Genomic DNA, 24196 nt, shown 5'->3' on the forward strand with positions numbered 1-24196 from the left:
CGAGGAGACGAATGAGTTCGATCCGCAAAATCCGCAAAGCCGTTTTCCCTGTTGCCGGTCTCGGCACCCGGTTCCTTCCCGCCACCAAATCCATTCCAAAGGAAATGCTGACGGTCGTAGACAAGCCCGTCATCCAGTATGTGGTCGATGAGGCGCGTGAGGCTGGCATCGAACATCTGATTTTCGTCACCGGACGCAACAAGGCCGTCATCGAAGATTATTTCGATGCGCAGGTTGAGTTGTATGCCACACTTGCCGAACGCGGCAAGAAGGCCGAGCTTGATCATCTTCAGGATTTGCAGCCGCAGCCGGGCACGACGAGCTTTACCCGCCAGCAAGTTCCGTTGGGCCTCGGTCACGCCGTCTGGTGTGCCCGCGAGCTGGTCGGCGACGAGCCATTCGCGCTTCTGCTGCCGGACATGGTGATGCAGTCGAAGAAGGGCTGTCTGGCCGAAATGGTCGAGCTTTACGAAAAGACCGGCGGCAATGTCATCGCGGTGCAGGAATGCGACCCGGAAGAGGCGCATAAATACGGCATCGTCGGCAAGGGCAATGCAATCGGCTCCGGCTTCGAGATCACCCAGATGGTCGAAAAGCCCGCCAAGGGCACCGCTCCGTCCAATCTTTACATCAACGGTCGCTATATTCTGCAGCCGGAAATCTTCGAGCTTCTCAGCAAGCAGGAAAAGGGCGCTGGCAACGAAATCCAGCTCACCGACGCCATGCTGAAGCTGGCTGATGCGCAGAAATTCTACGGCTTCGACTATCAGGGCCGCACTTTCGACTGCGGTTCCAAGGCTGGCTTTATCGAGGCCAATGTCGCTTTCGCCCTGTGGCGCAAGGATATCCGCCCGTCGGTGGAAGTCTCGATCAGCGAATTGCTGGAAACGATCAAGCCTGCCTGAGATCGCTGACTGAAAATCAAAAACCGCCTTCAGTGATGAGGGCGGTTTTTTTGCATCCAGAGCATTTCCAGCAAAAGTGCGAAGCGGTTTTGCGTTGGATAATGCGTAAAAGCAAATAGCGTTTAGCGCTGCACTTTCACGCCGAGATAAATGCTGTTGGATTTATACTCGCGCTCCGAGATCTGGCTCGTCAGGAATTCATGACGCAGGCGCGCATCAATCTCCACGAAACGGTTGATCCAGTATGTCGCGCCGATTTGTGCGCCCAGCGTATAATCTGTGCCGGTGCCATCCTTGTTGGCGCGAACCAGTGCGTCGAGCCTGCCATTGAGGCTGAGGTCTGACCGGATGCGATGCGTGACGTCAAGGCTCGCAAATTGTAGCAGCGATCCGGCAATGCCCGGCGTGGTGGACATATCCACGGTGGTTTGTGAATAGAGCCGCACATCGGTTCCGCGCAATGGCGACCAGTTGAGCGCGGCGTTGATCGACGGCCCACTGACCGCGCCAAGCCGGTCATCGTCGCTGGTGGCGCGCATATAACCGGCGGCAAACTCGCCGTTCAGTTTTTCACCCATATCCACCATCAGGCCGCCACGCAGCGCAAATTGCGAACCGCTGCGTTCATAACCATTGCTATCCATACGCTCGTCGAAAATGCGCTTGCCAAGTTCGACTTCGGCAAAGGGCTTGAGAGCTTGCGACATGGAGAAACCACCGCGCAGCGTGATGCTGGCATAGGTATTGTCGCGGTCCTTCTGGCTGACAGTGCCGCCAGACGACAGTTCTGCATCGCCATACATATCGTGTTCGACGCGGGCGGTCGCACGACCGAAAACAAGCCCCGTATCGTGCTCGACGCCAAGGCTGCCGTTAAATGTGTGAACCAGCGGACGCTTCAGGGCGCCGACAACGCCATTCGGATTGGAGGCGCTTTCACGCCGCAGCCTGTAACCTGCGCCGGTATTGACCGTGGTCTGATCCGTCAGATCAAGGCGCAGATTGCCCTGAATGTCGATCTGCGGTTCGCTCACATCCTGACCGGAAATCGATTTGCTCAACGTGCCTGATGCATCGAGCGTCGCCTGATGCCGCGCCCAGTCGGATTGCGCATTGAGGCGCAGCGTGGTTTCCGACAGGACCGAACTGGAGCCGGTTGGGCTATTGTCGCCATTCGATGTTGCACGGATGCCTTGTTCAAGCGACGGGCGCAACACGAACGATCCGGCGCGCATGCCGACCGGCGCAAATGGATCTGCCTCTTGTGCCGGGCCGCGACCCTGTTCCGGTGCCTGACGCGTGTTTTCACGCTGTACGCGCCCGCTATCGCTATCCGCTTCACTGGTTATCGCGCCGACGCGCATGGTGTCGGGTTGGAGGGCTTGCTGATCCTGTGTTTGCGCAACCGGGGCCGCTTGCTGCTGATTATCGGCCGCAGCGGCATTGTCTTGTGTTGGTGCATAAAATGCGTCGGAACCGTCATCGCTGCTGGCGGCGGCAGTACTATCGGAACGGCCCGGTGCGGCGAGCCCCCGCGTCGCGAGCGTATCCGGTGAAGAGGCAGAAAGCACGTCTTCCGGAACACTGCCGCGAAGATAGGTGTCCTGAGCATGCGAGAGGGAAGGGATGATAGCCATCGCCGCACCCGCCAGAAACAGGCTTCTCAGCCTGCGGGCAATGGGCGTCGAACCGCCGGATAGGGGCATGGCAAATGGCATATGTGATTTCAAACCGTTGCAACGTGGTAGATGAACGGTAAAGGCACATGGTTAATTCTTGGTTGCCATTGCCCACGTTGCCGAGCGAAAGCAATTATTTATCGGCAATAAAAGCTTGGACAACGGACAGCGAAGAGGCTAACGCTTTCGGCCATGGAAAAGCTCGTTCAGACCCAGATTTCAACGGGTGCGGAAGCGGCCATCGCTTCGGCGCTCCGGACCATTAGAACCGAAAACGAAGGCCTCGCCGCGCTCGAAGAAGCGCTTGGCAACGGCTTGTCCGGCCCTTTCACGGAGGCTGTGAATCAGATCATTGCCGCCAAGGGGCGTCTGGTCGTCACCGGCGTCGGCAAGAGCGGCCATATCGGCGCGAAGCTTGCTGCCACTTTTGCCTCGACGGGAACGGCTGCGTTTTTCGTGCATTCGGCGGAAGCCAATCACGGCGATCTTGGCATGATCGACCGCGACGACGTGATTCTGGCGATTTCCTGGTCTGGTGAAACAGCGGAACTGAAAGGCGTCGTCAATTATTCGCAGCGCTTCGGCATTCCGCTGATTGCGATAACCTCACGCGAAGATTCGGCGCTTGGTCGCGCGGCCAATATCGCGCTTATACTGCCTAAGGCGGCGGAAGCCTGCCCACATGGTCTGGCACCCACGACATCGACCATGCTGCAACTCGCTATCGGCGATGCACTGGCGATAGCGCTTCTGGAAGCCCGCGGCTTTACGCCGAGCGATTTCAAGACTTTCCATCCCGGCGGTTCGCTGGGCGCGAGCCTTATCCATATCCGCGATATCATGCATCGCGGCGACCGCATTCCGCTGGTGCCGGTTGGCACAGCGATGGTGGACGCAATGAAAGTGCTGGCGCAAAAGAGTTTCGGCTGCGTGGTCGTGGTTGATGACGGCGGCGCATTGGCCGGTATCGTCACAGACGGCGATATTTCGCGTAATCTGCATCGCAGTCTTGCGGAACTGGCGGTTGATGACATCATGACCCGCAAGCCCAAGACGGTGGACCAGAATATGCTGGCGACTGCCGCGCTCAACGCCATCAACGAGAACCATATCGGCGCATTGATTGTGGTCGAGGACAACCGCCCTGTCGGCCTCGTGCACTTCCACGATCTGCTGCGGATTGGGGCAGCCTGATTAAGGGAGTAGGTGAATAAGGCAGTAAGGGAGTATGTTTCAGTTTACTTGAAACGGGTGCCGTGCACGCTATTCCCCTATTCCCCTATTCCCCTATTCCCCTATTCCCCTAAACCGCCACTTCTATCTCCAGCGAAACCGGATCGAAGGCCACGACACGAACTTCTGTTCCTGTGGGCAGGTCCGGTCCTTTCACGCGCCATGTCGTATCGTTGATGCGAATGCGTCCGCGCCCATTGATAATAGGCTCGGTCAGTGTCGTGCGCTGGCCGACGAGTTGTTCACCGCGCCGGTTGAGCAGAGGTTCATCCTGATTTTCACTCTTCGAGCCGAAGAAGCGGCGGCCCGCCAGTGCGAAAATGACCGCCAGAACCAGAAAGACAACCAGTTGGAACTGCCAGCCGAAGCCGGTGGTCGATGACAGGAGGAAAGCAATGCCTCCGGTCACCAGTGCCGCAAGGCCGAACCAGATGAAGAAAATGCCGGGCGCCAGAATTTCCAGAATGAGCAGGGCCAGTCCAAGAACCAGCCAGCTATAGATGCCAAGTCCGGACAGAAGTTCGATAATCATGGCGCTCCGTCCTTGCTTTAGCTGCGGTTGGTCGGGGGAACGCTACGCGGACGCGACAGGCCCGGCGATGGCGGTGTCGGATCGACAGGCTTGTTGCCGTCGCCGAACACTTCCCGCGCGATTGCGCCAATACCGCCGAGCGAACCGATAAGCGAGCTTGCCTCCAGCGGCATCAGCACGACCTTCTGGTTCTTGGCGCTGGCAATATTGCTAAGCGCTTCGGTGTATTTCTGCGCCACGAAGTAATTGAGCGCCTGCACATTGCCGTTGGAAACGGCATCCGACACCAGTGTCGTTGCCTTGGCTTCGGCCTCGGCCAGACGCTCGCGGGCTTCTGCTTCGCGCTTTGCGGCTTCCAGCTTGCCCTCGGCTTCGAGAATCTGCGACTGCTTCTGGCCCTCTGCGCGCAGAATTTGCGCATTGCGGTCGCCTTCGGCTTCCAGAACCTGCGCGCGCTTGTCGCGCTCCGCCTTCATCTGGCGGGCCATCGAGGTGACAATATCTGCCGGCGGATTGATGTCCTTGATCTCTACGCGGGTCATTTTGATGCCCCATGGATGGGCGGCTTCGTCAACGACACGCAGCAGGCGATCATTGATCGCATCGCGGTTGGAGAGCAATTCATCAAGATCCATCGAACCCATGACCGTGCGGATATTGGTCATGGTGAGGTTGAGGATCGCATATTGCAGGTTGGCGACCTGATAGGCAGCCTGCGCGGCGTTCAGCACCTGATAGAAGGCAACGCCGTCGACACCGACAATGGCGTTGTCGCGGGTAATGACTTCCTGCGTCGGGACATCCAGCACCTGCTCCATCATATTGAGGCGGGCGCCGATGCGGTCGAAGAACGGGACGATCAGATTCAAGCCCGGATTGAGCGTACGCGTATAGCGGCCGAAACGTTCCACCGTATAGTTGAAACCCTGCGGCACCGTCTTGATGCCCGCAAAGAGTGTCGCCAGAACCAGCGCAGCCAGAATAAGCAGCGTGATGTCGAAACCTGTCATTGTCTAACCCTCATCCGTTAGGGGAATAGGTGAGTAGGGGAATAAGGGAGTATGAAAACCTGTTCCCTTACTGCCTTATTCCCCTATTCCCATATATTACACCCATCCCAGCAATTCGCGCCGTACCATCGTTTCGATGACCTTCATGCCTTCTTCACTGTCGTTGAGGCAAGGGATGTGGCTGAAATTCTCGCCGCCGTTTTCATGGAAAAGATGGGCGGCTTCATTGCCGATCTCGTCAACCGTTTCCAGGCAGTCGACGACAAACCCCGGATTGAGCACCGCGACGGATTTGACGCCCTGTTTCGCCAGATTTTCCACGGTCTCGTCCGTGTAGGGCTGGAGCCATTCCTCGGGTCCGAAACGGGACTGGAAAGTGGAGCGGAATTGGTTTTCGTCCATGCCGAGCCGGATGCGCAGAAGGCGCGAGGTCTCCAGGCATTGTTCGCGATAGGGATCACCCTTGTCTGAATAGCTTTTCGGAATGCCATGATAGGAAGCGAGGATCACTTCCGGCTTGAAGGAAAGCGTTGCGAGATGGCTTTCAATGGAGCGTGCAAGCGCTTCGATATAGACCGGCTCCGTCTCGTAAGACGGAATGGTGCGACTTGCAGGCATGAAACGCTTTTTCATCAGCGCTTCGAAAAACTTGTCATTCACCGTCGCGGTCGTGGTGGCCGAATATTGCGGGTAGAGCGGGAACACGACTATGCGCTCGCAGCCCTGTTGCAGCAGTCGGTCAGTCACGCTTTCGATGGACGGCTGGCCATAGCGCATCGCCCAGTCCACGACCACATTGGGAATGTCTGCGAGTGCGGTTGCCAACTTTTCACCCTGCGCGCGGGTATAGGTGCGCAGCGGTGATTCATTCTTTTCATGGTTCCAGATGCGGTCGTAAAGCTTGCCGGAACGCTTGGGGCGCGTGTTGAGCACGATGCCGTAGAGAATCGGATACCAGAACAGGCGCGACCACTCGATCACGCGGCGGTCAGACAGAAACTCGGCAAGATAGCGCCGCATCGGGGCGTAACTCGTGCCGTCCGGCGTTCCCAGATTGACCAGCAGAACCCCGACTTTGGGCAGTTTCGCTTGCGCGGACTGATTTGGGTTCTGGTGCACTGTGTCAATCTTGCTCATGAGCCGACTCCTATCCCGCTGGAAAATAGAGCATTTCCAGCAAAAGTGTGAAACGGTTTTACGCGGGAAATGCGTAGGAAGCAAAGGCCAGAAAAAACGACAAATTGCAATCCTGACAATTACAGACAACAAAAAATTCAAGCGGCGCGAGCATAGCCCGCGCCGCTTGAACTTGAATGGATGTTAGAGCATTTCCAGCAAAAGTGCGTAGCGGTTTCGCGTAGGATAATGCGTCAAAACAAATAGATAGAGCGGTTCCACGATTCTGTTTTAACCGGAACCGCTCTAATGTCGCTTTTAGCTGGTTGCGCGGCGGTTCAGCGAGAAGCGCGAGCCTGCCGAAGAGGTGCAGTTCAGCTGGTTTTGCGAAACCAGAGCGCAATTGACCTTGGAAGAGGTGCCGCGCACGATCGAGCGCATGTCGATTTCAACGAGCTGCGGCGACTGATAGCGGTAGTTGCCTTCTGCCAGCCGTTCGTTGGTGTCGGTGGTGCGGGTTTCGAAAATGCCGCCGTTGAACGACGATACGATGCCGTTCGGATCGACCCAGCTGCCTTCGATGCCGCTTGGTGCGCGGGAGACAGTTGGGACATTGCCGCCGACCGGTCCGGTCGTTTCGCAAGCCGCCAGCACAAGCGACATGACGGCAAGTGGGGCAACGATGCGGAAGCTTTTCATGTCCATTCTCTCTCCAATGGGGATAATGACTTGTGATGAATCGAAACTTACACGAAAACAAGTCCCCAATGTGAGGATTGGCCGCCGGATCTGTTAATTTATTGGTAATGATGCAAAATCGTCGCGCAGATCACCGTGATTGGCGGCGTTACACCATGAAGATTAGCCCGAAAGATATAAGCATCATCAAGATAAGCAGGCTCGCCGACCATTTGGTCGCGCGGCTGATTAAGGCGCTGCGCGTCGGATTGTTTTTGACGGCTCCATAAGAGGCGAGGGACTTCGCCGCCTGATAGATGGCCAGATAGACGACCATCGAAACAAGGCCAATCGTCCATCCAATCTGCACAGGCTGGCTTGGGTGGCCCGGCACACCCAGAACCCACGGCAGGATCAGCAGCCCGCTGAGCAAAGCCACGAGATCGGGAAAGCGGTCTGCCGCTATGCGCCTTAATTGACCGGACATTCTGGGAAAATCACATCGATTTCATTCGGACGGCTCAGATGCAAAGGCCCGGTCGATGCCGGGCCTTGCTCTGTTTCATCAACGCACCAGAACGTTGCGGAACTGCCATGGGTCTTTGGTGTCGAGGTCTTCCTCGAACAGATGTCCGCGACCTTCAAGCGGCGTCCAGTCGGTGTAATAGCCTTTGACGGGCCCGAGATATTGCATCTGGACTTCGAGGCAGCGGCGATAGTCGATCTCGTCGGTTTCCACGATGCCGCTGTTCGGGTTTTCCAGCGCCCAGACCATGCCGGCGAGAACGGCGGAGGAAACCTGCAGACCCGTTGCGTTCTGATAGGGCGCAAGCTTGCGTGCTTCCGCGACAGTCAGCTGCGAGCCGTACCAGTAGGCATTCTTGTCGTGACCATAGAGCAGAACGCCCAGCTCGTCCGAACCGTCGAGGATTTCGGCTTCTTCAAGCACATGCTGGATGGGTTGAGCTTTGCCGCTCGCGCCGAACATTTCGTCCAGCGAGAGAATGGCGTCATTGCTTGGATGATAGGCATAATGGCAGGTGGGACGGTAATCGAGCTTGCCCTTCTTGTCCCGCACCGTGAAGTAATCGGAGATCGAAATCGCTTCATTGTGGGTGACGAGCAGGCCGTATTGCGCGCCAAGCGTCGGGCACCAGGTGCGGATGCGCGTATTGCCGCCGGGCTGCTCAAGGAAAATCGCAGCCTTCGAGCCCTTCTTCTGCTTGCGTGCATTTTTCGGCTTCCGCTTTTCGTGGCTGCCCCAGCCGAGTTCGGCAGGCTGCAAGCCTTCGGAAATGAAGCCTTCCACGGACCATGTATTCCAGAACGTGTTGAACGGCTTTGGTTCCTTGGCGCGTTGCGTGTCGCGCTCGGCGACGTGCACGCCCTTCACGCCAGCCTTTTTCATCAACTTGGCCCAACCGTTGCGGTCATCAGCCGCCGGTTCGGTGAAGTCGAGCTTGAGCTCCGTCGCCAGATCGACAAGCGCTTTCTTGACGAACCACGACACCATGCCCGGATTGGCGCCGCAGCATGCGACGGCGGTCGGACCGCCGGGGTGCTTGCGCTTTTCTGCCAGCAGGGTTTCGCGCAGCGCATAATTGGTGCGTGCGGCATTATCCACCTTGGCGTCGAAATAGAAGCCAAGCCACGGCTCAACAACAGTGTCGATATAAAGCGCGCCGTTCTTGCGGCTATAATGCATCAGATCGACTGATCCGGTATCGACCGACAGATTGACGACAAATGCCTGTCCTTCCGCACCTTTCAGGAACGGGTCCAGCACTTCCGCGTAATTATCCTTGGTGATCGCCTGCTTGACGAAGCGAATGCCCTTGTCATCGAGGATCTTGCGGTTCTTCTCGCTCGGGTCGATCACGACCATCCGCGATTTGTCGAATTTGAAATGACGTTCTATCAGCGGCAGGGTACCGCGCCCGATCGACCCAAAGCCGATCATGATTACGGGGCCGGTGATCTCGCTATAGACTTGCCATTTCGCTTTCGCCATTTTCTTCCTCTGTGTGAGCCGCTTAAATTTGCGGCGTTTCGGTCTGTTACCGTTCGTCGGCATGTTTGAAACCGCAACGATAACACAACTTCATACAAAGAAAGAAACGTCACACCTCTATGACATGCAGACGTGTTTAACGCATTTTAGGAATTTAGCCTTCAATCAGCTTGGCGCGGATCATGCCGCGCAACGAATTTCCGACCAGAATGTTGCGCGCATTTTTGAGATCGCCGACAGAAACCGTCCCTTCCGAGACCACGCCATTCTTCAGAAGCTCGCGCCGCAGAACGCCGTCCAGAAGCCCGCAGGAAAGAGCAGGCGTCACACAGGTCGTGCCGCCAATATCGAGGAAAATCGACGTGATGGTGCCTTCGCAGACCTCGTCGCGGTCATTCAGCAGGATAACTTCGTCCACTTCCGCAGAAGAATATTCCTCGCGGGCGGCGATATAGGCCTGACGGCGCGTCGTCTTGTAACGAAGTAGCGGATCGTTGTGATCGAGGCGGGTGCGCGCAATCGCTATGCGCCACGTCGTTTGCTGCGGCAGCGGCTCATAATTATAGGCCACAACATTGGCAACGCCGTCAGGCGCCAGCGTGAGGCGCAGTTTCAGGGCGCGGTCACCGGAGCCTGCTTCTTCAATCTGCTGGCGGATGGCGTCCATATTGCAAGAGAAACCAAGCGCGCGTGCGGACTGTTCCAGTCGCGCCAGATGCAATTGCAGACGCAGAACCCCGGAGAGAGGCTCCCATCGCATGGTTTCGATCAGTTGATACTCTGGTTCCGCACTGACGGTTTGTGCCCCGTCGCGAACCGTGCTTTCAGAAGGCATTCCTCATACTCCGCTTGCGCCGTGGAATCGAAAACCACGCCGCCCCCGACATTGAAGATTGCACGATTTTCGTCGAGAAGCGAGATCGTGCGGATGGCGACATTGAAGCGCATTCGTCCGCTTGGCTCAATCCAGCCGAGCGAACCGCAGTAAATGTCACGTGGGTTGGGTTCCAGCTTGCGCAGGATTTCCATGGCGCTGATTTTCGGAGCGCCGGTAATCGAACCGCAGGGGAAAAGGGCTGCAAATAGCGACCGCAGGGGAATATCGCTTTTAAGCCTTGCTCGTACCCGACTAATCATTTGGTGTACCGTCGGGTAAGATTCAACCCGGAAAAGCTCAGGCACGTCGAGCGAGCCGACTTCGCTGATGAGCGAAATGTCGTTGCGCAGCAGATCGACGATCATGCGGTTTTCCGCCTGGTTTTTTGGATCGTTCATCAGAAAGGTGCGGTTTGCCTCGTCTTCCTCGGGCGTCGCTCCGCGCGGCATGGTACCTTTCATAGGGTGGGTTTCGATCCACCCGTCCGCATCCACCTCGAAGAAAAGCTCCGGTGAACGCGACAGGACCGTCGGGCCGCCGAGATCGCAATAGGTCGCGTAGCGGACCGGCTGGCGTGCGGCGAGCGCATTGAACAGCACCAGCGGATCGCCGCCCCATTCCGCATGAACCGGAAAGGTCAGATTGCCCTGATAGCAATCGCCCTCACGCAAGTGCTGATGCAGGCGCTGGAAGCGCGTTTCATAATCGTCAGGCGTCCATTCGGCGACAGGATCGCGCAGATAGGTCGCATTATCATTGCCGCGATGATGCAAGTCATCGTCAGACGGCCCGTCGAAAACGCCGAAGCACAGGAGGGGCACTTTGCGTCCATCCGGCAGAAGGGGCTTCAGCTTCGGTTCAAGAAGATAGCCTGCCTCGTAGGAAAGATAGCCCGCAAGCCATTTCCCGTCCGCATGGGCGCGCTGCATCGCTTCCCATGCATCATCGAATTCACCCGGCTCGTCGGCGCGGATGATGGTCGAGGGAGCCGCGAAAAGCACATCGCGGCCCGCCTTGTCGTCCCGAAACAGGATCAGCGGTTTGTTACCCGTTCGGGTCACTTTTGCCTCAGTCTTCCATGGCTTCGAGTTCGTCAATGATGCCTTCGATCACCGACAAGCCCTTGCTCCAGAAGTTCGGGTCCGTTGCATCGAGGCCGAACGGCGCCAGCAGTTCCGTGTGGTGCTTGGTGCCGCCCGCTTTCAGCATGTCGAAATATTTCTGCTGAAAGCCCTTTTCGGAATGCTGGTAGACGGCATAGAGCGAGTTCACCAGGCAATCGCCGAAAGCATAGGCATAGACATAGAATGGCGAATGGATGAAGTGCGGGATATAGGTCCAGAAGGTCTCATAGCCCGGATTGAGGTGCACCGCGTCGCCAAGGCTTTCGCGCTGCACATCCATCCAGATTTCGCCGATGCGCTCTGACGTCAATTCGCCTTCACGGCGCTCGGTGTGAACGCGACGCTCGAACTGATAGAAGGCGATCTGGCGCACGACCGTATTGATCATGTCTTCGGCCTTCTGGGCCAGCATGGCCTTGCGTTCGCGCTTGTCCTTCGTCCGCTCCAGCAGCGAGCGGAAGGTCAGCATTTCGCCGAAGACCGAGGCGGTTTCGGCCAGCGTCAGCGGGGTCGACGCCATCAGCGCGCCCTGGCCGCCAGCAAGAACCTGATGCACGCCATGGCCAAGCTCATGGGCAAGCGTCATCACATCGCGCGGCTTGCCCATATAGTTGAGCAGAACATAAGGATGCGCGGAAGGGACGGTCGGATGCGCGAAGGCGCCCGGAGCCTTGCCGGGGCGCACCGGCGCATCAATCCAGTTCTTGTCGAAGAAATCCTTGGCAATCGCGGCCATTTCCGGTGCGAAATTGCCATAGGCCGAAAGCACGGTATCGCGCGCTTCATCCCACGAAATCAGGGCCTGCGGGGTTTCCGGCAGCGGTGCGTTGCGATCCCAGTTTTCCAGCTTGTCGAGACCGAGCCACTTGGCCTTCAGCGCATAATAGCGGTGCGAAAGGCGCGGATAGGCGTCTTCGACCGCCTTGGCCAGCGCATCCACAACTTCGCGTTCAACGCGGTTTGCGAGGTGGCGGCTGTCGGCAATATCCTGAAAGCCGCGCCAGCGGTCGGAGATTTCCTTGTCCTTGGCCAGCGTGTTGGTGATCAGCGTGAAAATGCGCAGATTGGCGCCAAATGTCTTGGCCAGCGCTTCCGAGGCCTTTTTGCGGACCGCGCCATCGGCGTCCTGCAGCATGTTCAGCGTCGGCTCGATGGCCAGTTCCTGACCGTCGACCTCGAAACGCAGGCCCGACATGGTCTCGTCGAACAGGCGGTTCCATGCGCCGAAGCCGGTGATCGATTTTTCGTGGAAGAGCTGTTCCAGCTTGTCGTCCAGCTGATAGGGCTTGTCCTTGCGCAGATCGGTCAGCCACGGACGGTAATGTCCGATTGCCGCATTGGCATCCATGGCCTTGTCGAGAATTGCGTCCTCGATGCGGTTCAGTTCGAGGCTGAAAAAGATGAGATGCGTGCTGGCGTCGGTCAGCTTCTGCTGCACATCGCCAAAAAGCTTCATGCGCTTCGGATCGGTCGTATCGCCGTAATAATAGAGCCCGGCATAGGAGGCGATGCGCCCCAGCAACTCGTCAAGCGCCTCAAACTGCTTGATCGCATCGGCAAAATTGCCGCCGTCTGCTTTCGCTGCTTCCGCGCCGAGCTTACCCTTCCAGCGCTCTTCAAACAAAACCGAATCCTTCATGGCCTTTTCGATGTCGGCCTTGAGCTGTGGGCTGTCGGGCGCGGGATAAAGATCGGCAAGGTTCCATTCCGGCAGCTTGCCGAGGGCTGTCTTTTCGGCAGCGGCGCTATCGCCAGACGGGGCCAAAACAGGCGCGTGAAGAACTGCGTTGAACGAAGCAGAGTCTGAAAAACGGGTCATAAGCATTCTCCTGTTGGCCTTCTTCTCGCATGTCTGGCCGGGATCGCCAAGAGGCACAATCAAGTGGTGCAACCGGTGTTATGTAAGCAACCAATAAATTGCCAGTAACTTCCGCGATTACTTTTTGGGCGCTTCAAGCATTGAGTGTTTTTTAGCCGAAAATTTTGTGAATGTAGCGTCAGATACTGTTTTAAGGTCTTGCAATTGTTAGTGCTCTGGCTCCAAATAGCGCGCCTGGAGCATAAAACTTTGTTCTATTTTTAAACTGTTTAATGTGTTCGGGCGCGGGAACTCCACAGGTTGATTAAAGCTTTTAATGGGCACGCGCATTCTCATAGCGGATGACGATCCGATTCACCGACGCAACATTGAGGCGATGGTCCAGCGCATGGGTTATCGCACCATCCTGACCGACGGGGGCAGCGGCGCGCTCAGCTTCGCGACGCAGCGCAAGGATATTGCGCTCATTCTGCTCGACATGGCCATGCCGGATATGGACGGCCTTAGCGTTCTCGCCAAGATGCGTGATGCAGGCGTGACCATTCCGGTGATCGTGCTTGTTCAAAACGATGGGCTTAACAGGGCCTTGCAGGCTATCAAACTCGGCGCAGTCGATTTCGTGACCACGCCTGTCGTGCCTGAGCGCGTTCAGCTTTCCATTTCCAATGTGCTCAAGCTCGATGCGCTCGCCCATGAGGTGCGCCGCAACCGCTCGCTGCGGACGCATTTCCCACTCTCCGATATCATTGCCAGAAGCCCGGATATGGACCGGGCGATGGTCGCTGCAAGGCGCGCTGCTGCGCTGGATGCGCCACTTCTTCTCGATGGAGAACCGGGTAGTGGCAAGGAAACTCTGGCCCGCGCCATTTGCAGCGGTGGTGCGAGATGGCGTGAAACATTCACTACGGTTGATTGCCGAACACTGACATCGGACAATGTGGATCAAATCCTGTTCGGTGCGTCGGAAACTGCGCGCGTGCCGGGGCCTGCGCTTGCGGGGCCGGAGGGCGTTTTCGGCAAATTGGTGAGCGCCGATGGCGGTACGCTCTATCTGGATGAAGTCGGCTTCCTGCCACGTCATGCCCAGATGCGGCTCTACTCGGCGATGCAGACGGGACAATTCGAGGCGGCGGGTGTTCAATACCCATTCAATGCGCGCGTCATGGCTTCCACGACGCAGCCCCTCAATGATCTTGTCCATATGGGGCGGTTTCACCCCGGGCTTGGCCAGTTGCTGGGTTCGTTCACGCTGCCGGTTCCGGCCTTGCGCAACCGGCAGGAAGACATTGCGGTCCTGCTGCATCACTTCACGATGCGCTTTGCCAGCGAGGAGCGGCGCGGCCATATCACCGGCGTTGCGCCGCATGTGTTGGAGCGGTTGAAGACCTATGACTGGCCGGGCAATGTGCGCGAGCTGAAAAATGCGGTTTTCCGTGCTGTCCTGCTCTGCGAAACACGCGAGCTGACCATGGCGGATTTCGGCGAGCTGGTGAGCAATACAGACAGCTGGACGGGCGCATCCTACACCGGCCCGAGGACGGCGATGCCGGTCGGCGTCGCATCCGGCAAGGTGACGCCCGGCATCATCAGTGGCGTGAATGCGGAGGGCGAAGTGCGCACGCTTGCTGCTGCCGAAGAAGAGATGATCCGCTTCGCTCTGGCGCATTACGATGGGCAAATCAGTGAAGTCGCACGTCGTTTGGGCATCGGAAGGACCACGCTTTACCGGAAGCTGAAGGAATATGGCATTGATGTGACCTCCATCTCCGGCAGGGGATTCGATGACGGTCATGATGGGGATAACACCCCTTTCAGGCGCACCGCAGGATAATAAAATCAGCTTAACTTATTGAATTTTATAAAGCTCTAATCCTCTTTCTTTAGAGGTTAGGTCGACTGTTGCCAATTAAAGACTGTTAATAGTTTTTTTACCATAGCGAAAATAGATGCGCTCCTGTGTCTTTTTTGCCATGGTGTTTCCGCATTTGTTGTTCACTAAGCGTCCATTAACCATTAAATCCGACAATTGGATCTATGGCGGAACGAAGCGGATTTCGTGCGGCGCTCAGAAAAGGTCACTTGGAAAGAGAGCTGCGGACGAGACGATTTGCAACTGTTGTGACTGACAGTTGCCGCGAGTTTCGGACTTGTAGCCTCTGGGGGCGGACAAAACTTTAAGGCGATACGATTCGATGAACAGCATATCGACCATGAAAGCGCATTTCGCGAATGTCTGGCAAAAAGCCCGGATTGGTGCGAAGGCGCGTCTGTCTCTCTCGTTTTCCCTTGTTGCGGCGGCAATTGCCCTCGTGGGTACCCCAACGCAGGCTTCGGCTGAAACCCGCTCCCTCAAGCTTTATTACGTCCATACTGGCGAAAAGGCGGAAATCGTCTTCAAGAAGAATGGTCGCTATGTGCCCGAAGGGCTGAAGCGTCTCAATGTCTTCCTGCGCGACTGGCGTCGCAATGAGCCGACCAAGATGGACCCGCGCCTGTTCGATCTGGTCTGGCAGGTCTATCAGTCCACCGGCTCGCGCGAATATATCAATGTTGTATCGGCCTATCGCTCTCCGGCGACCAACGCCATGCTGCGTTCCAGCACGCGCGGCGTCGCCAAAAAGAGCCAGCATATGCTGGGCCGCGCGATGGACTATTACATTCCTGGCGTCAATCTGGCCAAGCTGCGCGGCATCGGCATGCGCTACCAGATCGGCGGCGTCGGCTATTATCCGCGCTCCGGCTCGCCTTTCGTGCACATGGATGTCGGCAATGTCCGCTCCTGGCCGCGCATGAGCCGTCGCGAATTGCTGGCATTGTTCCCGGATGGCAAGACAGCTCACCTTCCGGCAGACGGTAAGCCGTTGCCGGGTTATGAGCAGGCTCTGGCCATGATCGAAAAGCGCAAGGCCGGCGGTGGTGGCGACATCATGGTTGCCAGCAATTCCACGTCGACGCGCAAGAGCAAGACGCTGTTTGGCGCGCTCTTTGGCGGCGGTGCCGACGAAGAAGAAGATAATGGCGATGTCGCTACTCCGGCGACGGCGCGCCCGGCGCGTGTGACCGCTCCGGCCAAGCAGGCTCCAGCCGCTGCACCGGAAGAGGAAGCTCCGACGCAGCCACGTGAAACGATGGTCGCTGCATTGCCGCCGCGTGAAGCGCCGGTTCCGATGCAGGCTCCGCGTCCTGAAACTGGTTTGAACCCGCAATCGCTGGAATCTCAGGCGCAGACCGGCAATGTTGCCGATCAGGGCGCTGCTGTTGTGGCGATGAATGTGCCGATCCCGGCGCGCAAGCCTGAAATGGCGCCGCAGGATGCCGTGGCACTTGCTGCTGCCGATCCCGATGCCGCGCAGGTGGCCGATGCTTCGCCGCTTATGAACGGTTTCGTGCCGATCCCGTCAGCACGTCCACAGCTTGAAGGTGATGATGCACAGGCGCAGCTTGTTGCCTCGGTCATCCCGTCGCAGCGTCCGGAACGCCCGGGTGAACAGCCTGCCGCTTCCGGTCAGGATGCGATAGCTGCGCTGGTCAACACGCATGAGAACGATGCCGTGGCCGTCGCTGGTGCAGGTTCGTCGCCGACCAATCCTGGTGAAGCGGGCGCTTTGCCGCTGCCGAAGCAGGCACCGCGCGCCGCCGAGCCGAATACCCAGCTCGCCATGCTGTCCAGAAAGGATGAGATCGGCGAACTGATTGCACCGCCGAGCGACGACTATGATTCCGAGCCTGTTGCCAAAGTGCAGATGAAACCGGCTCCGGTTCAGACCGCCTCTCTGGCACCAGTCGCAGCGCCGGTTGAACCTGCTGTCGCTCGTGCCAAGCAGCCGGTCGCAGTTGGCAAGGCTGTCGATACCGGTGTTCGCACCACTGCCAAGGGTGCCCGTCGTGTTGCCAAGGCCTCGGCTGCAAAGCCGCATGTCGTGGTGCAGCCAGCAGCCGTGCATAATGCGGAAATGGCGATGTCGTCGGAATCCATGGCGCAGAAAGCCCCGGTCACCAATCCGGTGCTGCGCAACGATGCGATGCGCACCGCACCAGCAATGGTCTATACGGCTGGCTTCCAGCAAGGCGATTTGCCAAGCGATCGCGCCAACAAGTTCAGCGGCAATGCTGTGACCTTCCTGACGGTCGCAAAATTCACCGCAACCAATTGATTGCTGCAACGATAGCAAAGAAAAAGGGGCCGTGAGGCCCCTTTTTTATTGGTTAGCTTGGGGGGCTCAGCCTTTCAGGCTGGCGGCATCGCTTGCAAGCTTGGTGATGGCATCCCATTCGCCCGCTTCCACCAGTTCCTTCGGAGCAACCCACGAACCACCGACACAAACAACGTTTGGCAGCGAGAGATAGGTTTTCGCATTGCCGAGGCTGATGCCGCCGGTGGGGCAGAAGAAGGTTCCGGCCAGTGGAGAGGAGAGCGCCTTCAGGAAAGGCGCACCGCCTGCCTGTTCAGCCGGGAAGAACTTCAGATGCGTATAGCCTTCCTCGCGAAGCGCCAGCATTTCGCTCGGTGTGATGGCGGCTGGCAAAAGCGGGACGGGACTGTCATTGGCAGCGTCGACAATCTGCTTGGTCGCGCCGGGGCTGACGATAAAGCGCGAACCGGCCTTTGCCGCCTGTTCATACTGCTTGGCGTTGAGGATGGTGCCCGCACCGACGATGGCTTCCGGCACTTCATCCGCGACAGCGCTAATGGCGTCGAGGGCCGCAGCCGTGCGTAAGGTGATCTCGATGGCGGGCAGGCCGCCCTTGGCCAATGCGCGCGCCAGCGGCACGGCATGTTCAACCTTGTCGATCAGCAGAACCGGGATCACCGGCTGGCCTGTCATGACGGGGACGAGAAGATCGGTTTTCTGAGGCATCGGCTCGCTCGGCTGTTGGAGTATCTCGGCGTATTTTGCGGAATGTGCAACGATTCCGAAAAAATGGACATGCACGGAATGTGATAAATCGATTTAAATGGATGAAGCGAACTTGTCCACAACCGGGACAAGCTTGTTTTCAGGCCGCAGTCTTGAGTGTGCCAATCTGTTTGCTCCAGCGGGCATAAGCGGCGGCCATGCGCGTATCGTAATTGTTGCGGGCGAAAGAGGGGCCGTTATAGCGCTTTGCAAAGCCGCGCCAGTCGCAGGCGCGCATGGCATCCGCCAGCCCTGCCTTTTCGATGAAGCGCAACATCAGCCGCACCTGACCGGCAACCGACCCGCGCGCTTCCGCCACCAGCGCATCAACTGCAGCAAAACCGAGCCATTCCCAATGCGCCCCCATGACCTGACCCAATCCCCATGAGGTGGATTCCAGTGCGGCCTTCTTGTCGAGACCCATGGCGCGCTCAAGGAGAAGCCAGCGGTCGCCTTGCGATTTCGGATTGGCGATCTTTCCTGCTTCTGGTGCCGACAGCCCATTTTTGCGGGCATAATCGCGAATGCGCCCGGAAAGCCTGCGGTCGAAATAGTGCCCTTCAAAGCGGATTGCCGGTTCCTTGTGCCCATCCACATCGTAAAGCGCGCGACCGCCGCTTTCCACTTCCGCAACTGCCAGCAGGGCAGCTGGCTCGATTTGGCCCTGTTTTGCCATGGCGGTCATTGCGTCGATGGTTTGTCTGTCGAACATGCATTTCTCCTCTTGGACGGTGGTCTTCGAGGTGATTTTCGCTGCATCCGGGCCCCAGAGGATAAAGTAGTCTTGAATTCGCCGTGTCAGGGGATTAGTTGCGGGGTAGATTTTCAAAGAAGACACAACCGATGAGCAATTTGCCTTTCACCGTCGCCGCCCTTTATTGCTTTGCGCCTCTGCCGCAATACGAAAGCCTGCGTGAGCCGCTGGCCCAGCTTTGCTGTGGCAATGGCATCAAGGGAACGCTGCTTCTGGCTGCCGAAGGGATCAACGGTACGGTTGCCGGTTCGCCAGCAGCGATTGAAAAGCTCGTCCAGCATATCACTGCTATTCCGGGCCTCAGCCAGCCGGAACTGAAATATTCCCATGCAAGCGAAATGCCGTTCAATCGCATGAAGGTGCGGCTGAAGCGGGAAATCGTCACCATGGGTGTCGATGGTATCGACCCGCTGAAAAGTGTTGGCACCTATGTCGCCGCGCAGGACTGGAACGCCCTGATTGCCGACGAAAACACGGTCGTTGTCGATACGCGTAACGATTATGAATATGCCATCGGTACTTTTGAGGGTGCTCTCGATCCGCAAACCAAGACCTTCCGCGAATTTCCGGATTGGGTCGAGCAGAACCGCGACAAGCTGGAAGGCAAGAAGATTGCCATGTTCTGCACCGGCGGTATCCGCTGCGAAAAGGCGACGGCCTTTGTGAAAGGCCTCGGCTTTGACGATGTCTTCCATCTCAAGGGTGGAATTCTCAAATATCTCGAAGAAGTCCCACAGGAAAAAAGCATGTGGAATGGTGAGTGCTTTGTCTTTGACGAGCGCGTTGCCGTTGGTCATGGCCTCACCGAAAGCGATGTGGAGCTTTGTCGCGCCTGCCGTCGCCCGATTACGCCGGAAGACAAACTCTCGAAGTTCTTCGAGGAAGGTATTTCCTGCGCTGGCTGCTATGATGAGCGCACGCCGGAAGACCGCGCTCGTTTTGCCGAGCGCCAGAAGCAGATCGGGCTTGCCAAAGCCCGTGGTCAGCACAAGCATATCGGCAGTTGATCGCACACAAACCGGACCGGCACTATAGTTGCAAATTCGTCAGGCCGTGGCGAAAAGAGTGATTTTAGAGCACCGGAACGGAGCGTACTTAAAGGTACGTGAGCACCGGAGCGCAGAAAATTGCTCTTTGCAGCCCGGCATCACGAAGAATGCACCTATAGTGCTAGCCAAATAAGTTGCACCGCATTAAGGTGGCTTCGATTCTGGAACGATCTGAATTCGTTACGGAATTTTGGGCGGCTTTTGCATGGACGCCCGTGCATCAAGGGTCTGACGGCATCCGGGTCGCGTTTGCCTCCATCATGCCCATCATCGCAAAAAAAGCGCGCTGGTTCGTTCCGGCGGATGATGGTGTTTGTCCGTTCAAACGGGCAATATGGAGGGTAGTCATGAAAAAACTTATAGCCGCATTTCTCATCACGGTTGCCGCTGGTGCCGCTTCGGTCGCACATGCCGCCGAAAAGGTCACGGTATTTGCCGCTGCGAGCATGAAGGATGTGATCGAAGAAGCTGCCAAGCAGATCAAGGCCAAGGATGGCACGGAAGTTGTCGCTTCCTTTGCGTCCTCGTCGGTACTGGCCAAGCAGATCGAGCAGGGCGCACCGGCCCAGATTTTCATTTCCGCCGATCTGGACTGGATGGATTATGTCGAGAAGGCCAATGCCATTGACAAGGCATCGCGCAAGGTGATCGCGGGTAATGCGCTGGTTATCGCCACGCAGAAGGATACGCCGAAGGCAGATGCCAAGGAGCTGTTGAGCACTGACCGTTTCTCCATGGGCGATCCGTCCAACGTACCTGCCGGTAAATATGGCAAGGCGGCGCTGGAGAAGCTCGATATCTGGAAAGACGTCGAGAAGAACGGCGTATTCGCCGAGAATGTGCGCGTTGCCCTGCAATATGTCAGCCGCGGCGAAGTGAAGGCCGCCATCGTCTATGCATCTGACCGCGCTGCCGCGCCGGATCTGGTCGAAGCCTATCGCTTCCCGGCAACCAGCCACGCGCCGATCCTCTATCCGGCTGCTCTCATTGAGAAGAACGAAAGCGATGCCGCCAAGGCCTTCCTTGCTTTCCTTGAAAGCGATGCCGGTCAGGCGATCATCAAGGATAAGGGCTTTGTCGGCGCTGCGGAGGCAGGCAAGTGATGATGGAAGCCGGCGTCTGGCCGATTGTCCTGCTGTCACTCCGGGTTGCCGGAATTGCCATCATCGTCGCTCTGCCAGTAGCCTTCCTTGTCGCATGGATTCTTGCCCGGTTTGATTTTCCGGGCAAGTCTCTTGCGCAGGCGCTTGTGACCATGCCGCTGGTTTTGCCGCCAGTGGTCACAGGCTATCTGCTGTTGATCCTGTTCGGTGCAAGAGGTGCCTTTGGCGCACCCTTGCAGGAATGGTTCGGCCTGTCCTTTTCCTTTCGGTGGACAGGGGCTGCCCTTGCCGCCGGTGTCATGGCGTTTCCGCTGCTCGTCCGTCCGATCCGCCTGTCGATTGAAGGGCTGGATCGCGGGCTTGAAGAAGCGGCGCGCACATTGGGCGCCAGTCGGTTGGTGGCTTTCTTCACCGTTATCTTGCCGCCACTCCTGCCCGGTGTTCTGGCGGGGGCTGTGCTTGGCTTTGCCAAGGCGCTCGGTGAGTTCGGCGCGACCATCACCTTTGTTTCCAATATTCCCGGCGAGACGCAAACCCTCTCGCTTGCGATTTATGCTTTGATGCAAACGCCATCTGGCGATGCCGAAGCATTCCGACTGATTGCCATTTCCGCCGCGATTTCCATCATAGCCGTTGTGCTGTCCGAATGGTTGCAGCGCAGGCTTGCCGGAGACGTCAAATGAGCGGGCTCGTTGTTTCCATCAAGGGCCGCAATGGCAAATTCGCCGTCGAGGCCGATTTTGCAGCGGGCGGTGGTGTAACCGCTCTGTTCGGTCATTCGGGCGTGGGCAAGACCACGCTTTTGAAGATGATTGCCGGAACACTGCGCCCCGAAAGCGGACGTATTGCTGTTGGCGATTTTGCGCTGTTCGACGCGGATAAGGGCATCAACCTGCCGCCCGAGAAACGACGCATCGGCTATGTGTTTCAGGAAGCCCGTTTGTTTCCGCATATGAGCGTCAAGCGCAACCTGACCTATGCGCGCTGGGCAGGTCACCGGCAGGCCACGCGTAATTTCGATGAGGTGGTGAAGCTTCTCGGCATCGAACCGCTTCTCGACCGGCGTCCACCGACGCTTTCGGGCGGCGAGCGCCAGCGTGTTGCTATTGGTCGGGCGCTTTTGTCCGATCCGGCGTTGCTGCTGCTCGATGAGCCGCTTTCCTCATTGGATCATGCGCGCCGACAGGAAATATTACCCTTTATCGAACGGCTGCGTGACGAAAGCCATGTGCCGATTGTTTATGTCAGCCACGAGATAGACGAAGTGGCGCGGCTTGCTGATGAAATCGTGCTGCTTTCGGGCGGCAAGGTGACGGCAAGTGGTGAGGCAGCGGAAATATTTCCGCGCATCGGGGCTGATCCGGCCATGGGCGGCGAGGGCAGCGGCGTGCTTCTGGAAGGCACGGTCGCGTCTTATGACGAGAACTATAAGCTGGCCGAGATCGACCTTGGCGGGGCTTCGTTCCAGTTGACGGATACGGGTCTGAAGCAGGGCATGCATGTGCGCCTGCGGGTGCGGGCGCGAGACGTTTCTCTGGCGCGCGCAGCGCCGGATGCCATCAGCATTCGCAATGTGCTGCCGGTCACGATTATGGGCATCGAGGCGGGTGAAGGCCCCAATGCGCATGTCTCTCTCGACTTTCAGGGGCGACATCTGGGTGCGCGCCTGACGCGTCGTTCTGTCGATGATCTGGGCTTGCAAACAGGCGACCGGGTGATTGCGCTGGTCAAGGCCGTCTCGGTTGATCGAGCCGCCATTCGAGAAAAATGAAACGGCTACAATAATCTGGTTTGCGCGGCCCGGCTTTTATGCTCCTGTCGTTCCCGAAATGGGAGGCCCTTCGGGGATAATGACATGAGTGATTTGCAGAACTGGACCCCACGTCCAAGGCCGGAACGAAAAGTGCTGGAAGGCCGCTATGTGCGCCTGGAGCCGCTTGATCCGCAAAAGCATGGCGACGAGCTTTTTGCGGCGTCATCGGTGACCGATGCCGACCAGCGTTTCACATGGTTGTTCGAATTTCCGCCCGCGACCCGCGCCGAGTTCGAGCCTTGGCTGGAGAAGGTTTCGAAAAGCGAAGATCCGCTGTTTTATGCCGTCATCGACAAGGCCAGCGGCAAGGTGGCCGGTCGCCAGACTCTGATGCGCATCGACCCGGTCCATGGTGTGATCGAGATTGGCAATATCTATTGGGGGCCGCTGATTTCGCGCAAGCCGGCGGCGACGGAGGCACAGTTTCTGTTCATGCAATATATCTTCGACGAGCTTGGCTATCGTCGCTACGAATGGAAGTGCAACAACGACAATGCGCCTTCCAAGCGCGCAGCGGAGCGTTTCGGTTTCACCTTCGAGGGAATTTTCCGCCAGCATATGGTGGCCAAGGGCAAGAACCGCGACACGGCATGGTATTCGATCATCGACAGCGAATGGCCTGCGCTCAAGAAAGCCTATCAGGCATGGCTTGCACCGGAAAACTTTGATAGTGACGGCCAGCAGATAAAAAGGTTTGAGGAGTTCCGCAATCTTGGCTGAACCGCAGAAAAGCCATCCGGCCATCGCCGCCGCCGTCATCCTGATCGGTTTCGGTGTGCTCGCTTATTTCGTGCCGAGCATCATGCTGGCGCTGGGCGCGCGCTCGCATGTGGCAGCAGCGATCTTCGCAGTTGTTTTCGTGCTGGGTTTCTTCGTCATTTTCTGGCTGCGCGCGCGCAGTCAGAAAAAGGAGCGATGACTAGCGCTAACAAGGTTAGTGCAGATCTTTCGTATAGACGAATTTGGGCATGCTCCAGTTGAAGCGCAGCGCCAGAAGTCGCAGAACAAGTCCTGCCGCCATCGCCACGAAGGCGGCAGGACCTTGCGGGACATTCAGGTAAAGACCGCCAAGATAGATGCCGCCGGTAACGACCGATACGGTTGCGTAGAGTTCCGAACGGAACAGCAGTGGCACGTCATTGCACAGCACATCGCGCAGAACACCGCCGACGCAACCGGTGATCATGCCCGCTGCAATCACGATGATGATCGGCATGTTCATGCCCAGCGCAACGCCGCAGCCAATCACCGTAAACACCACCAGACCGATGGCATCAAGAAAAAGAAACATCTGTCGCAGGCGATGCATATAGCGCGCGACGAGGATGGTGGCCAAAGCCGCAAACCCTGTGATCACCAGATAGCTTGGATGCTGCACCCATGACAGTGGATGGTGATTGAGCAACACATCGCGCACCGACCCGCCGCCAAGCGCGGTAACGCAGCCAAGTAGGAAAACACCAATCCAGTCCATCTCGCGGCGTCCCGCAGCCAGCGCTGCGGTCATCGCTTCGGCAACGATGGCCGTGATATAGAGCACGTGAATGAGTTCTTCGCTTTCCGCGCCGCTCATGCGTTGTTCCTCGTCAGATTGC

23 protein-coding genes are annotated in these 24196 nt (G+C 57.7%); 10 read left to right on the plus strand and 13 right to left on the minus strand.

The window, feature by feature from the left end:
* Positions 1-11: 11 nt before the first annotated feature.
* A complete protein-coding gene (gene galU / locus ACTJKP_RS12240) occupies positions 12-905 on the plus strand; it encodes a UTP--glucose-1-phosphate uridylyltransferase GalU (RefSeq protein WP_078339237.1) in 894 nt (297 codons plus the stop codon).
* Between the two features lie 122 nt (positions 906-1027).
* Here galU and ACTJKP_RS12245 read toward each other — a convergent pair whose 3' ends face one another.
* Entirely contained in the window at positions 1028-2623 is a 1596-nt protein-coding gene (locus tag ACTJKP_RS12245) for an outer membrane beta-barrel protein (protein ID WP_440630850.1), read from the minus strand.
* A gap of 153 nt (positions 2624-2776) precedes the next feature.
* On the opposite strand from ACTJKP_RS12245, the gene ACTJKP_RS12250 reads away from it, so the two are divergent.
* Positions 2777-3778, plus strand: a complete 1002-nt coding sequence (locus ACTJKP_RS12250; RefSeq protein WP_440630851.1) for a KpsF/GutQ family sugar-phosphate isomerase — start codon at positions 2777-2779, stop codon at positions 3776-3778.
* 109 nt (positions 3779-3887) lie between these two features.
* Here the strand turns inward: ACTJKP_RS12250 and ACTJKP_RS12255 are convergent, their stop codons facing one another.
* The 9 genes from ACTJKP_RS12255 to ACTJKP_RS12295 form a co-directional block, all read right to left on the minus strand.
* Positions 3888-4349, minus strand: a complete 462-nt coding sequence (locus ACTJKP_RS12255; RefSeq protein ID WP_440630852.1) for an NfeD family protein — start codon at positions 4347-4349, stop codon at positions 3888-3890.
* Positions 4350-4366: 17 nt separating this feature from the next.
* A complete protein-coding gene (locus tag ACTJKP_RS12260; protein WP_078339234.1) occupies positions 4367-5359 on the minus strand; it encodes an SPFH domain-containing protein in 993 nt (330 codons plus the stop codon).
* Positions 5360-5455: 96 nt separating this feature from the next.
* The gene (gene hemH / locus ACTJKP_RS12265) at positions 5456-6496 is read right to left on the minus strand and encodes a ferrochelatase (RefSeq protein WP_440630853.1); all 1041 of its coding nucleotides are present in this window, start codon (positions 6494-6496) and stop codon (positions 5456-5458) included.
* A gap of 297 nt (positions 6497-6793) precedes the next feature.
* Entirely contained in the window at positions 6794-7174 is a 381-nt protein-coding gene (gene omp10 / locus ACTJKP_RS12270; protein ID WP_078339259.1) for an outer membrane lipoprotein Omp10, read from the minus strand.
* A 148-nt stretch (positions 7175-7322) separates the two neighbouring features.
* Positions 7323-7640 (minus strand): hypothetical protein, encoded by a 318-nt coding sequence (locus ACTJKP_RS12275; protein ID WP_440630854.1) that lies wholly within the window; start codon positions 7638-7640, stop codon positions 7323-7325.
* Between the two features lie 78 nt (positions 7641-7718).
* Positions 7719-9164, minus strand: coding sequence for a homospermidine synthase (locus tag ACTJKP_RS12280; protein WP_440630855.1), 1446 nt, complete (start codon positions 9162-9164; stop codon positions 7719-7721).
* A 154-nt stretch (positions 9165-9318) separates the two neighbouring features.
* The gene (locus ACTJKP_RS12285; protein WP_440630856.1) at positions 9319-9999 is read right to left on the minus strand and encodes an aminotransferase class IV family protein; all 681 of its coding nucleotides are present in this window, start codon (positions 9997-9999) and stop codon (positions 9319-9321) included.
* Positions 9933-11102, minus strand: a complete 1170-nt coding sequence (locus ACTJKP_RS12290) for an aminodeoxychorismate synthase component I (RefSeq protein WP_440630857.1) — start codon at positions 11100-11102, stop codon at positions 9933-9935. Before ACTJKP_RS12290 ends, ACTJKP_RS12285 begins: the two co-directional genes overlap by 67 nt.
* A gap of 7 nt (positions 11103-11109) precedes the next feature.
* Positions 11110-12984, minus strand: a complete 1875-nt coding sequence (locus tag ACTJKP_RS12295; RefSeq protein WP_440630858.1) for a M3 family oligoendopeptidase — start codon at positions 12982-12984, stop codon at positions 11110-11112.
* Between the two features lie 316 nt (positions 12985-13300).
* Between ACTJKP_RS12295 and ACTJKP_RS12300 the strand changes: the two genes are divergently transcribed.
* Positions 13301-14815: a sigma-54-dependent transcriptional regulator gene (locus ACTJKP_RS12300; protein ID WP_440630859.1), complete on the plus strand. Its 1515-nt coding sequence runs from the start codon at positions 13301-13303 to the stop codon at positions 14813-14815.
* A gap of 379 nt (positions 14816-15194) precedes the next feature.
* Complete coding sequence (locus ACTJKP_RS12305; RefSeq protein WP_440630973.1) at positions 15195-17138, plus strand: DUF882 domain-containing protein; 1944 nt, start codon at positions 15195-15197, stop codon at positions 17136-17138.
* A 66-nt stretch (positions 17139-17204) separates the two neighbouring features.
* On the opposite strand, the gene ACTJKP_RS12310 is transcribed toward ACTJKP_RS12305, so the two are convergent.
* Positions 17205-17843: a 2-dehydro-3-deoxy-phosphogluconate aldolase gene (locus tag ACTJKP_RS12310; protein ID WP_440630860.1), complete on the minus strand. Its 639-nt coding sequence runs from the start codon at positions 17841-17843 to the stop codon at positions 17205-17207.
* Positions 17844-17982: 139 nt separating this feature from the next.
* Positions 17983-18594, minus strand: a complete 612-nt coding sequence (locus tag ACTJKP_RS12315; protein WP_440630861.1) for an N-acetylmuramidase family protein — start codon at positions 18592-18594, stop codon at positions 17983-17985.
* Between the two features lie 131 nt (positions 18595-18725).
* Between ACTJKP_RS12315 and trhO the strand changes: the two genes are divergently transcribed.
* The 6 genes from trhO to ACTJKP_RS12345 all read left to right on the plus strand — a co-directional run bounded on the left by trhO (position 18726) and on the right by ACTJKP_RS12345 (position 23520).
* A complete protein-coding gene (trhO, locus tag ACTJKP_RS12320; RefSeq protein WP_078339225.1) occupies positions 18726-19643 on the plus strand; it encodes an oxygen-dependent tRNA uridine(34) hydroxylase TrhO in 918 nt (305 codons plus the stop codon).
* 389 nt (positions 19644-20032) lie between these two features.
* Positions 20033-20788, plus strand: a complete 756-nt coding sequence (modA, locus tag ACTJKP_RS12325; RefSeq protein ID WP_440630862.1) for a molybdate ABC transporter substrate-binding protein — start codon at positions 20033-20035, stop codon at positions 20786-20788.
* Positions 20788-21471: a molybdate ABC transporter permease subunit gene (modB, locus tag ACTJKP_RS12330; protein ID WP_078339223.1), complete on the plus strand. Its 684-nt coding sequence runs from the start codon at positions 20788-20790 to the stop codon at positions 21469-21471. The genes modA and modB overlap by 1 nt, the downstream gene beginning before the upstream one ends.
* On the plus strand, positions 21468-22559 hold the full coding sequence (gene modC, locus ACTJKP_RS12335; protein WP_440630863.1) for a molybdenum ABC transporter ATP-binding protein: 1092 nt from the start codon (positions 21468-21470) through the stop codon (positions 22557-22559). The genes modB and modC overlap by 4 nt, the downstream gene beginning before the upstream one ends.
* Positions 22560-22643: 84 nt before the next feature.
* Entirely contained in the window at positions 22644-23321 is a 678-nt protein-coding gene (locus ACTJKP_RS12340; RefSeq protein ID WP_138783584.1) for a GNAT family N-acetyltransferase, read from the plus strand.
* Entirely contained in the window at positions 23314-23520 is a 207-nt protein-coding gene (locus tag ACTJKP_RS12345) for a hypothetical protein (RefSeq protein WP_078339220.1), read from the plus strand. The genes ACTJKP_RS12340 and ACTJKP_RS12345 overlap by 8 nt, the downstream gene beginning before the upstream one ends.
* Before the next feature lie 15 nt (positions 23521-23535).
* On the opposite strand, the gene ACTJKP_RS12350 is transcribed toward ACTJKP_RS12345, so the two are convergent.
* Positions 23536-24174 (minus strand): trimeric intracellular cation channel family protein, encoded by a 639-nt coding sequence (locus ACTJKP_RS12350; protein WP_138783585.1) that lies wholly within the window; start codon positions 24172-24174, stop codon positions 23536-23538.
* Positions 24175-24196 lie beyond the last annotated feature (22 nt).

It is taken from the genome of Brucella sp. 22210 (genome assembly GCF_052045675.1).
Classification (GTDB): Bacteria; Pseudomonadota; Alphaproteobacteria; order Rhizobiales; family Rhizobiaceae; genus Brucella.

What these genes read in the sequence shown, in the direction of transcription:
- ACTJKP_RS12260 (WP_078339234.1), bottom strand. Translation starts at nt 5,359, where the DNA reads ATGACAGGTTTCGACATCACGCTGCTTATTCTGGCTGCGCTGGTTCTG.
- ACTJKP_RS12275 (WP_440630854.1), bottom strand. Translation starts at nt 7,640, where the DNA reads ATGTCCGGTCAATTAAGGCGCATAGCGGCAGACCGCTTTCCCGATCTC.
- ACTJKP_RS12300 (WP_440630859.1), top strand. Translation starts at nt 13,301, where the DNA reads ATGGGCACGCGCATTCTCATAGCGGATGACGATCCGATTCACCGACGC.
- ACTJKP_RS12340 (WP_138783584.1), top strand. Translation starts at nt 22,644, where the DNA reads ATGAGTGATTTGCAGAACTGGACCCCACGTCCAAGGCCGGAACGAAAA.
- ACTJKP_RS12295 (WP_440630858.1), bottom strand. Translation starts at nt 12,984, where the DNA reads ATGACCCGTTTTTCAGACTCTGCTTCGTTCAACGCAGTTCTTCACGCG.
- ACTJKP_RS12285 (WP_440630856.1), bottom strand. Translation starts at nt 9,999, where the DNA reads ATGCCTTCTGAAAGCACGGTTCGCGACGGGGCACAAACCGTCAGTGCG.
- modB (WP_078339223.1), top strand. Translation starts at nt 20,788, where the DNA reads ATGATGGAAGCCGGCGTCTGGCCGATTGTCCTGCTGTCACTCCGGGTT.
- ACTJKP_RS12315 (WP_440630861.1), bottom strand. Translation starts at nt 18,594, where the DNA reads ATGTTCGACAGACAAACCATCGACGCAATGACCGCCATGGCAAAACAG.
- omp10 (WP_078339259.1), bottom strand. Translation starts at nt 7,174, where the DNA reads ATGAAAAGCTTCCGCATCGTTGCCCCACTTGCCGTCATGTCGCTTGTG.
- ACTJKP_RS12255 (WP_440630852.1), bottom strand. Translation starts at nt 4,349, where the DNA reads ATGATTATCGAACTTCTGTCCGGACTTGGCATCTATAGCTGGCTGGTT.
- modA (WP_440630862.1), top strand. Translation starts at nt 20,033, where the DNA reads ATGAAAAAACTTATAGCCGCATTTCTCATCACGGTTGCCGCTGGTGCC.
- ACTJKP_RS12245 (WP_440630850.1), bottom strand. Translation starts at nt 2,623, where the DNA reads ATGCCATTTGCCATGCCCCTATCCGGCGGTTCGACGCCCATTGCCCGC.
- ACTJKP_RS12305 (WP_440630973.1), top strand. Translation starts at nt 15,195, where the DNA reads ATGAAAGCGCATTTCGCGAATGTCTGGCAAAAAGCCCGGATTGGTGCG.
- ACTJKP_RS12310 (WP_440630860.1), bottom strand. Translation starts at nt 17,843, where the DNA reads ATGCCTCAGAAAACCGATCTTCTCGTCCCCGTCATGACAGGCCAGCCG.
- trhO (WP_078339225.1), top strand. Translation starts at nt 18,726, where the DNA reads ATGAGCAATTTGCCTTTCACCGTCGCCGCCCTTTATTGCTTTGCGCCT.
- ACTJKP_RS12280 (WP_440630855.1), bottom strand. Translation starts at nt 9,164, where the DNA reads ATGGCGAAAGCGAAATGGCAAGTCTATAGCGAGATCACCGGCCCCGTA.
- galU (WP_078339237.1), top strand. Translation starts at nt 12, where the DNA reads ATGAGTTCGATCCGCAAAATCCGCAAAGCCGTTTTCCCTGTTGCCGGT.
- ACTJKP_RS12350 (WP_138783585.1), bottom strand. Translation starts at nt 24,174, where the DNA reads ATGAGCGGCGCGGAAAGCGAAGAACTCATTCACGTGCTCTATATCACG.
- modC (WP_440630863.1), top strand. Translation starts at nt 21,468, where the DNA reads ATGAGCGGGCTCGTTGTTTCCATCAAGGGCCGCAATGGCAAATTCGCC.
- ACTJKP_RS12250 (WP_440630851.1), top strand. Translation starts at nt 2,777, where the DNA reads ATGGAAAAGCTCGTTCAGACCCAGATTTCAACGGGTGCGGAAGCGGCC.
- hemH (WP_440630853.1), bottom strand. Translation starts at nt 6,496, where the DNA reads ATGAGCAAGATTGACACAGTGCACCAGAACCCAAATCAGTCCGCGCAA.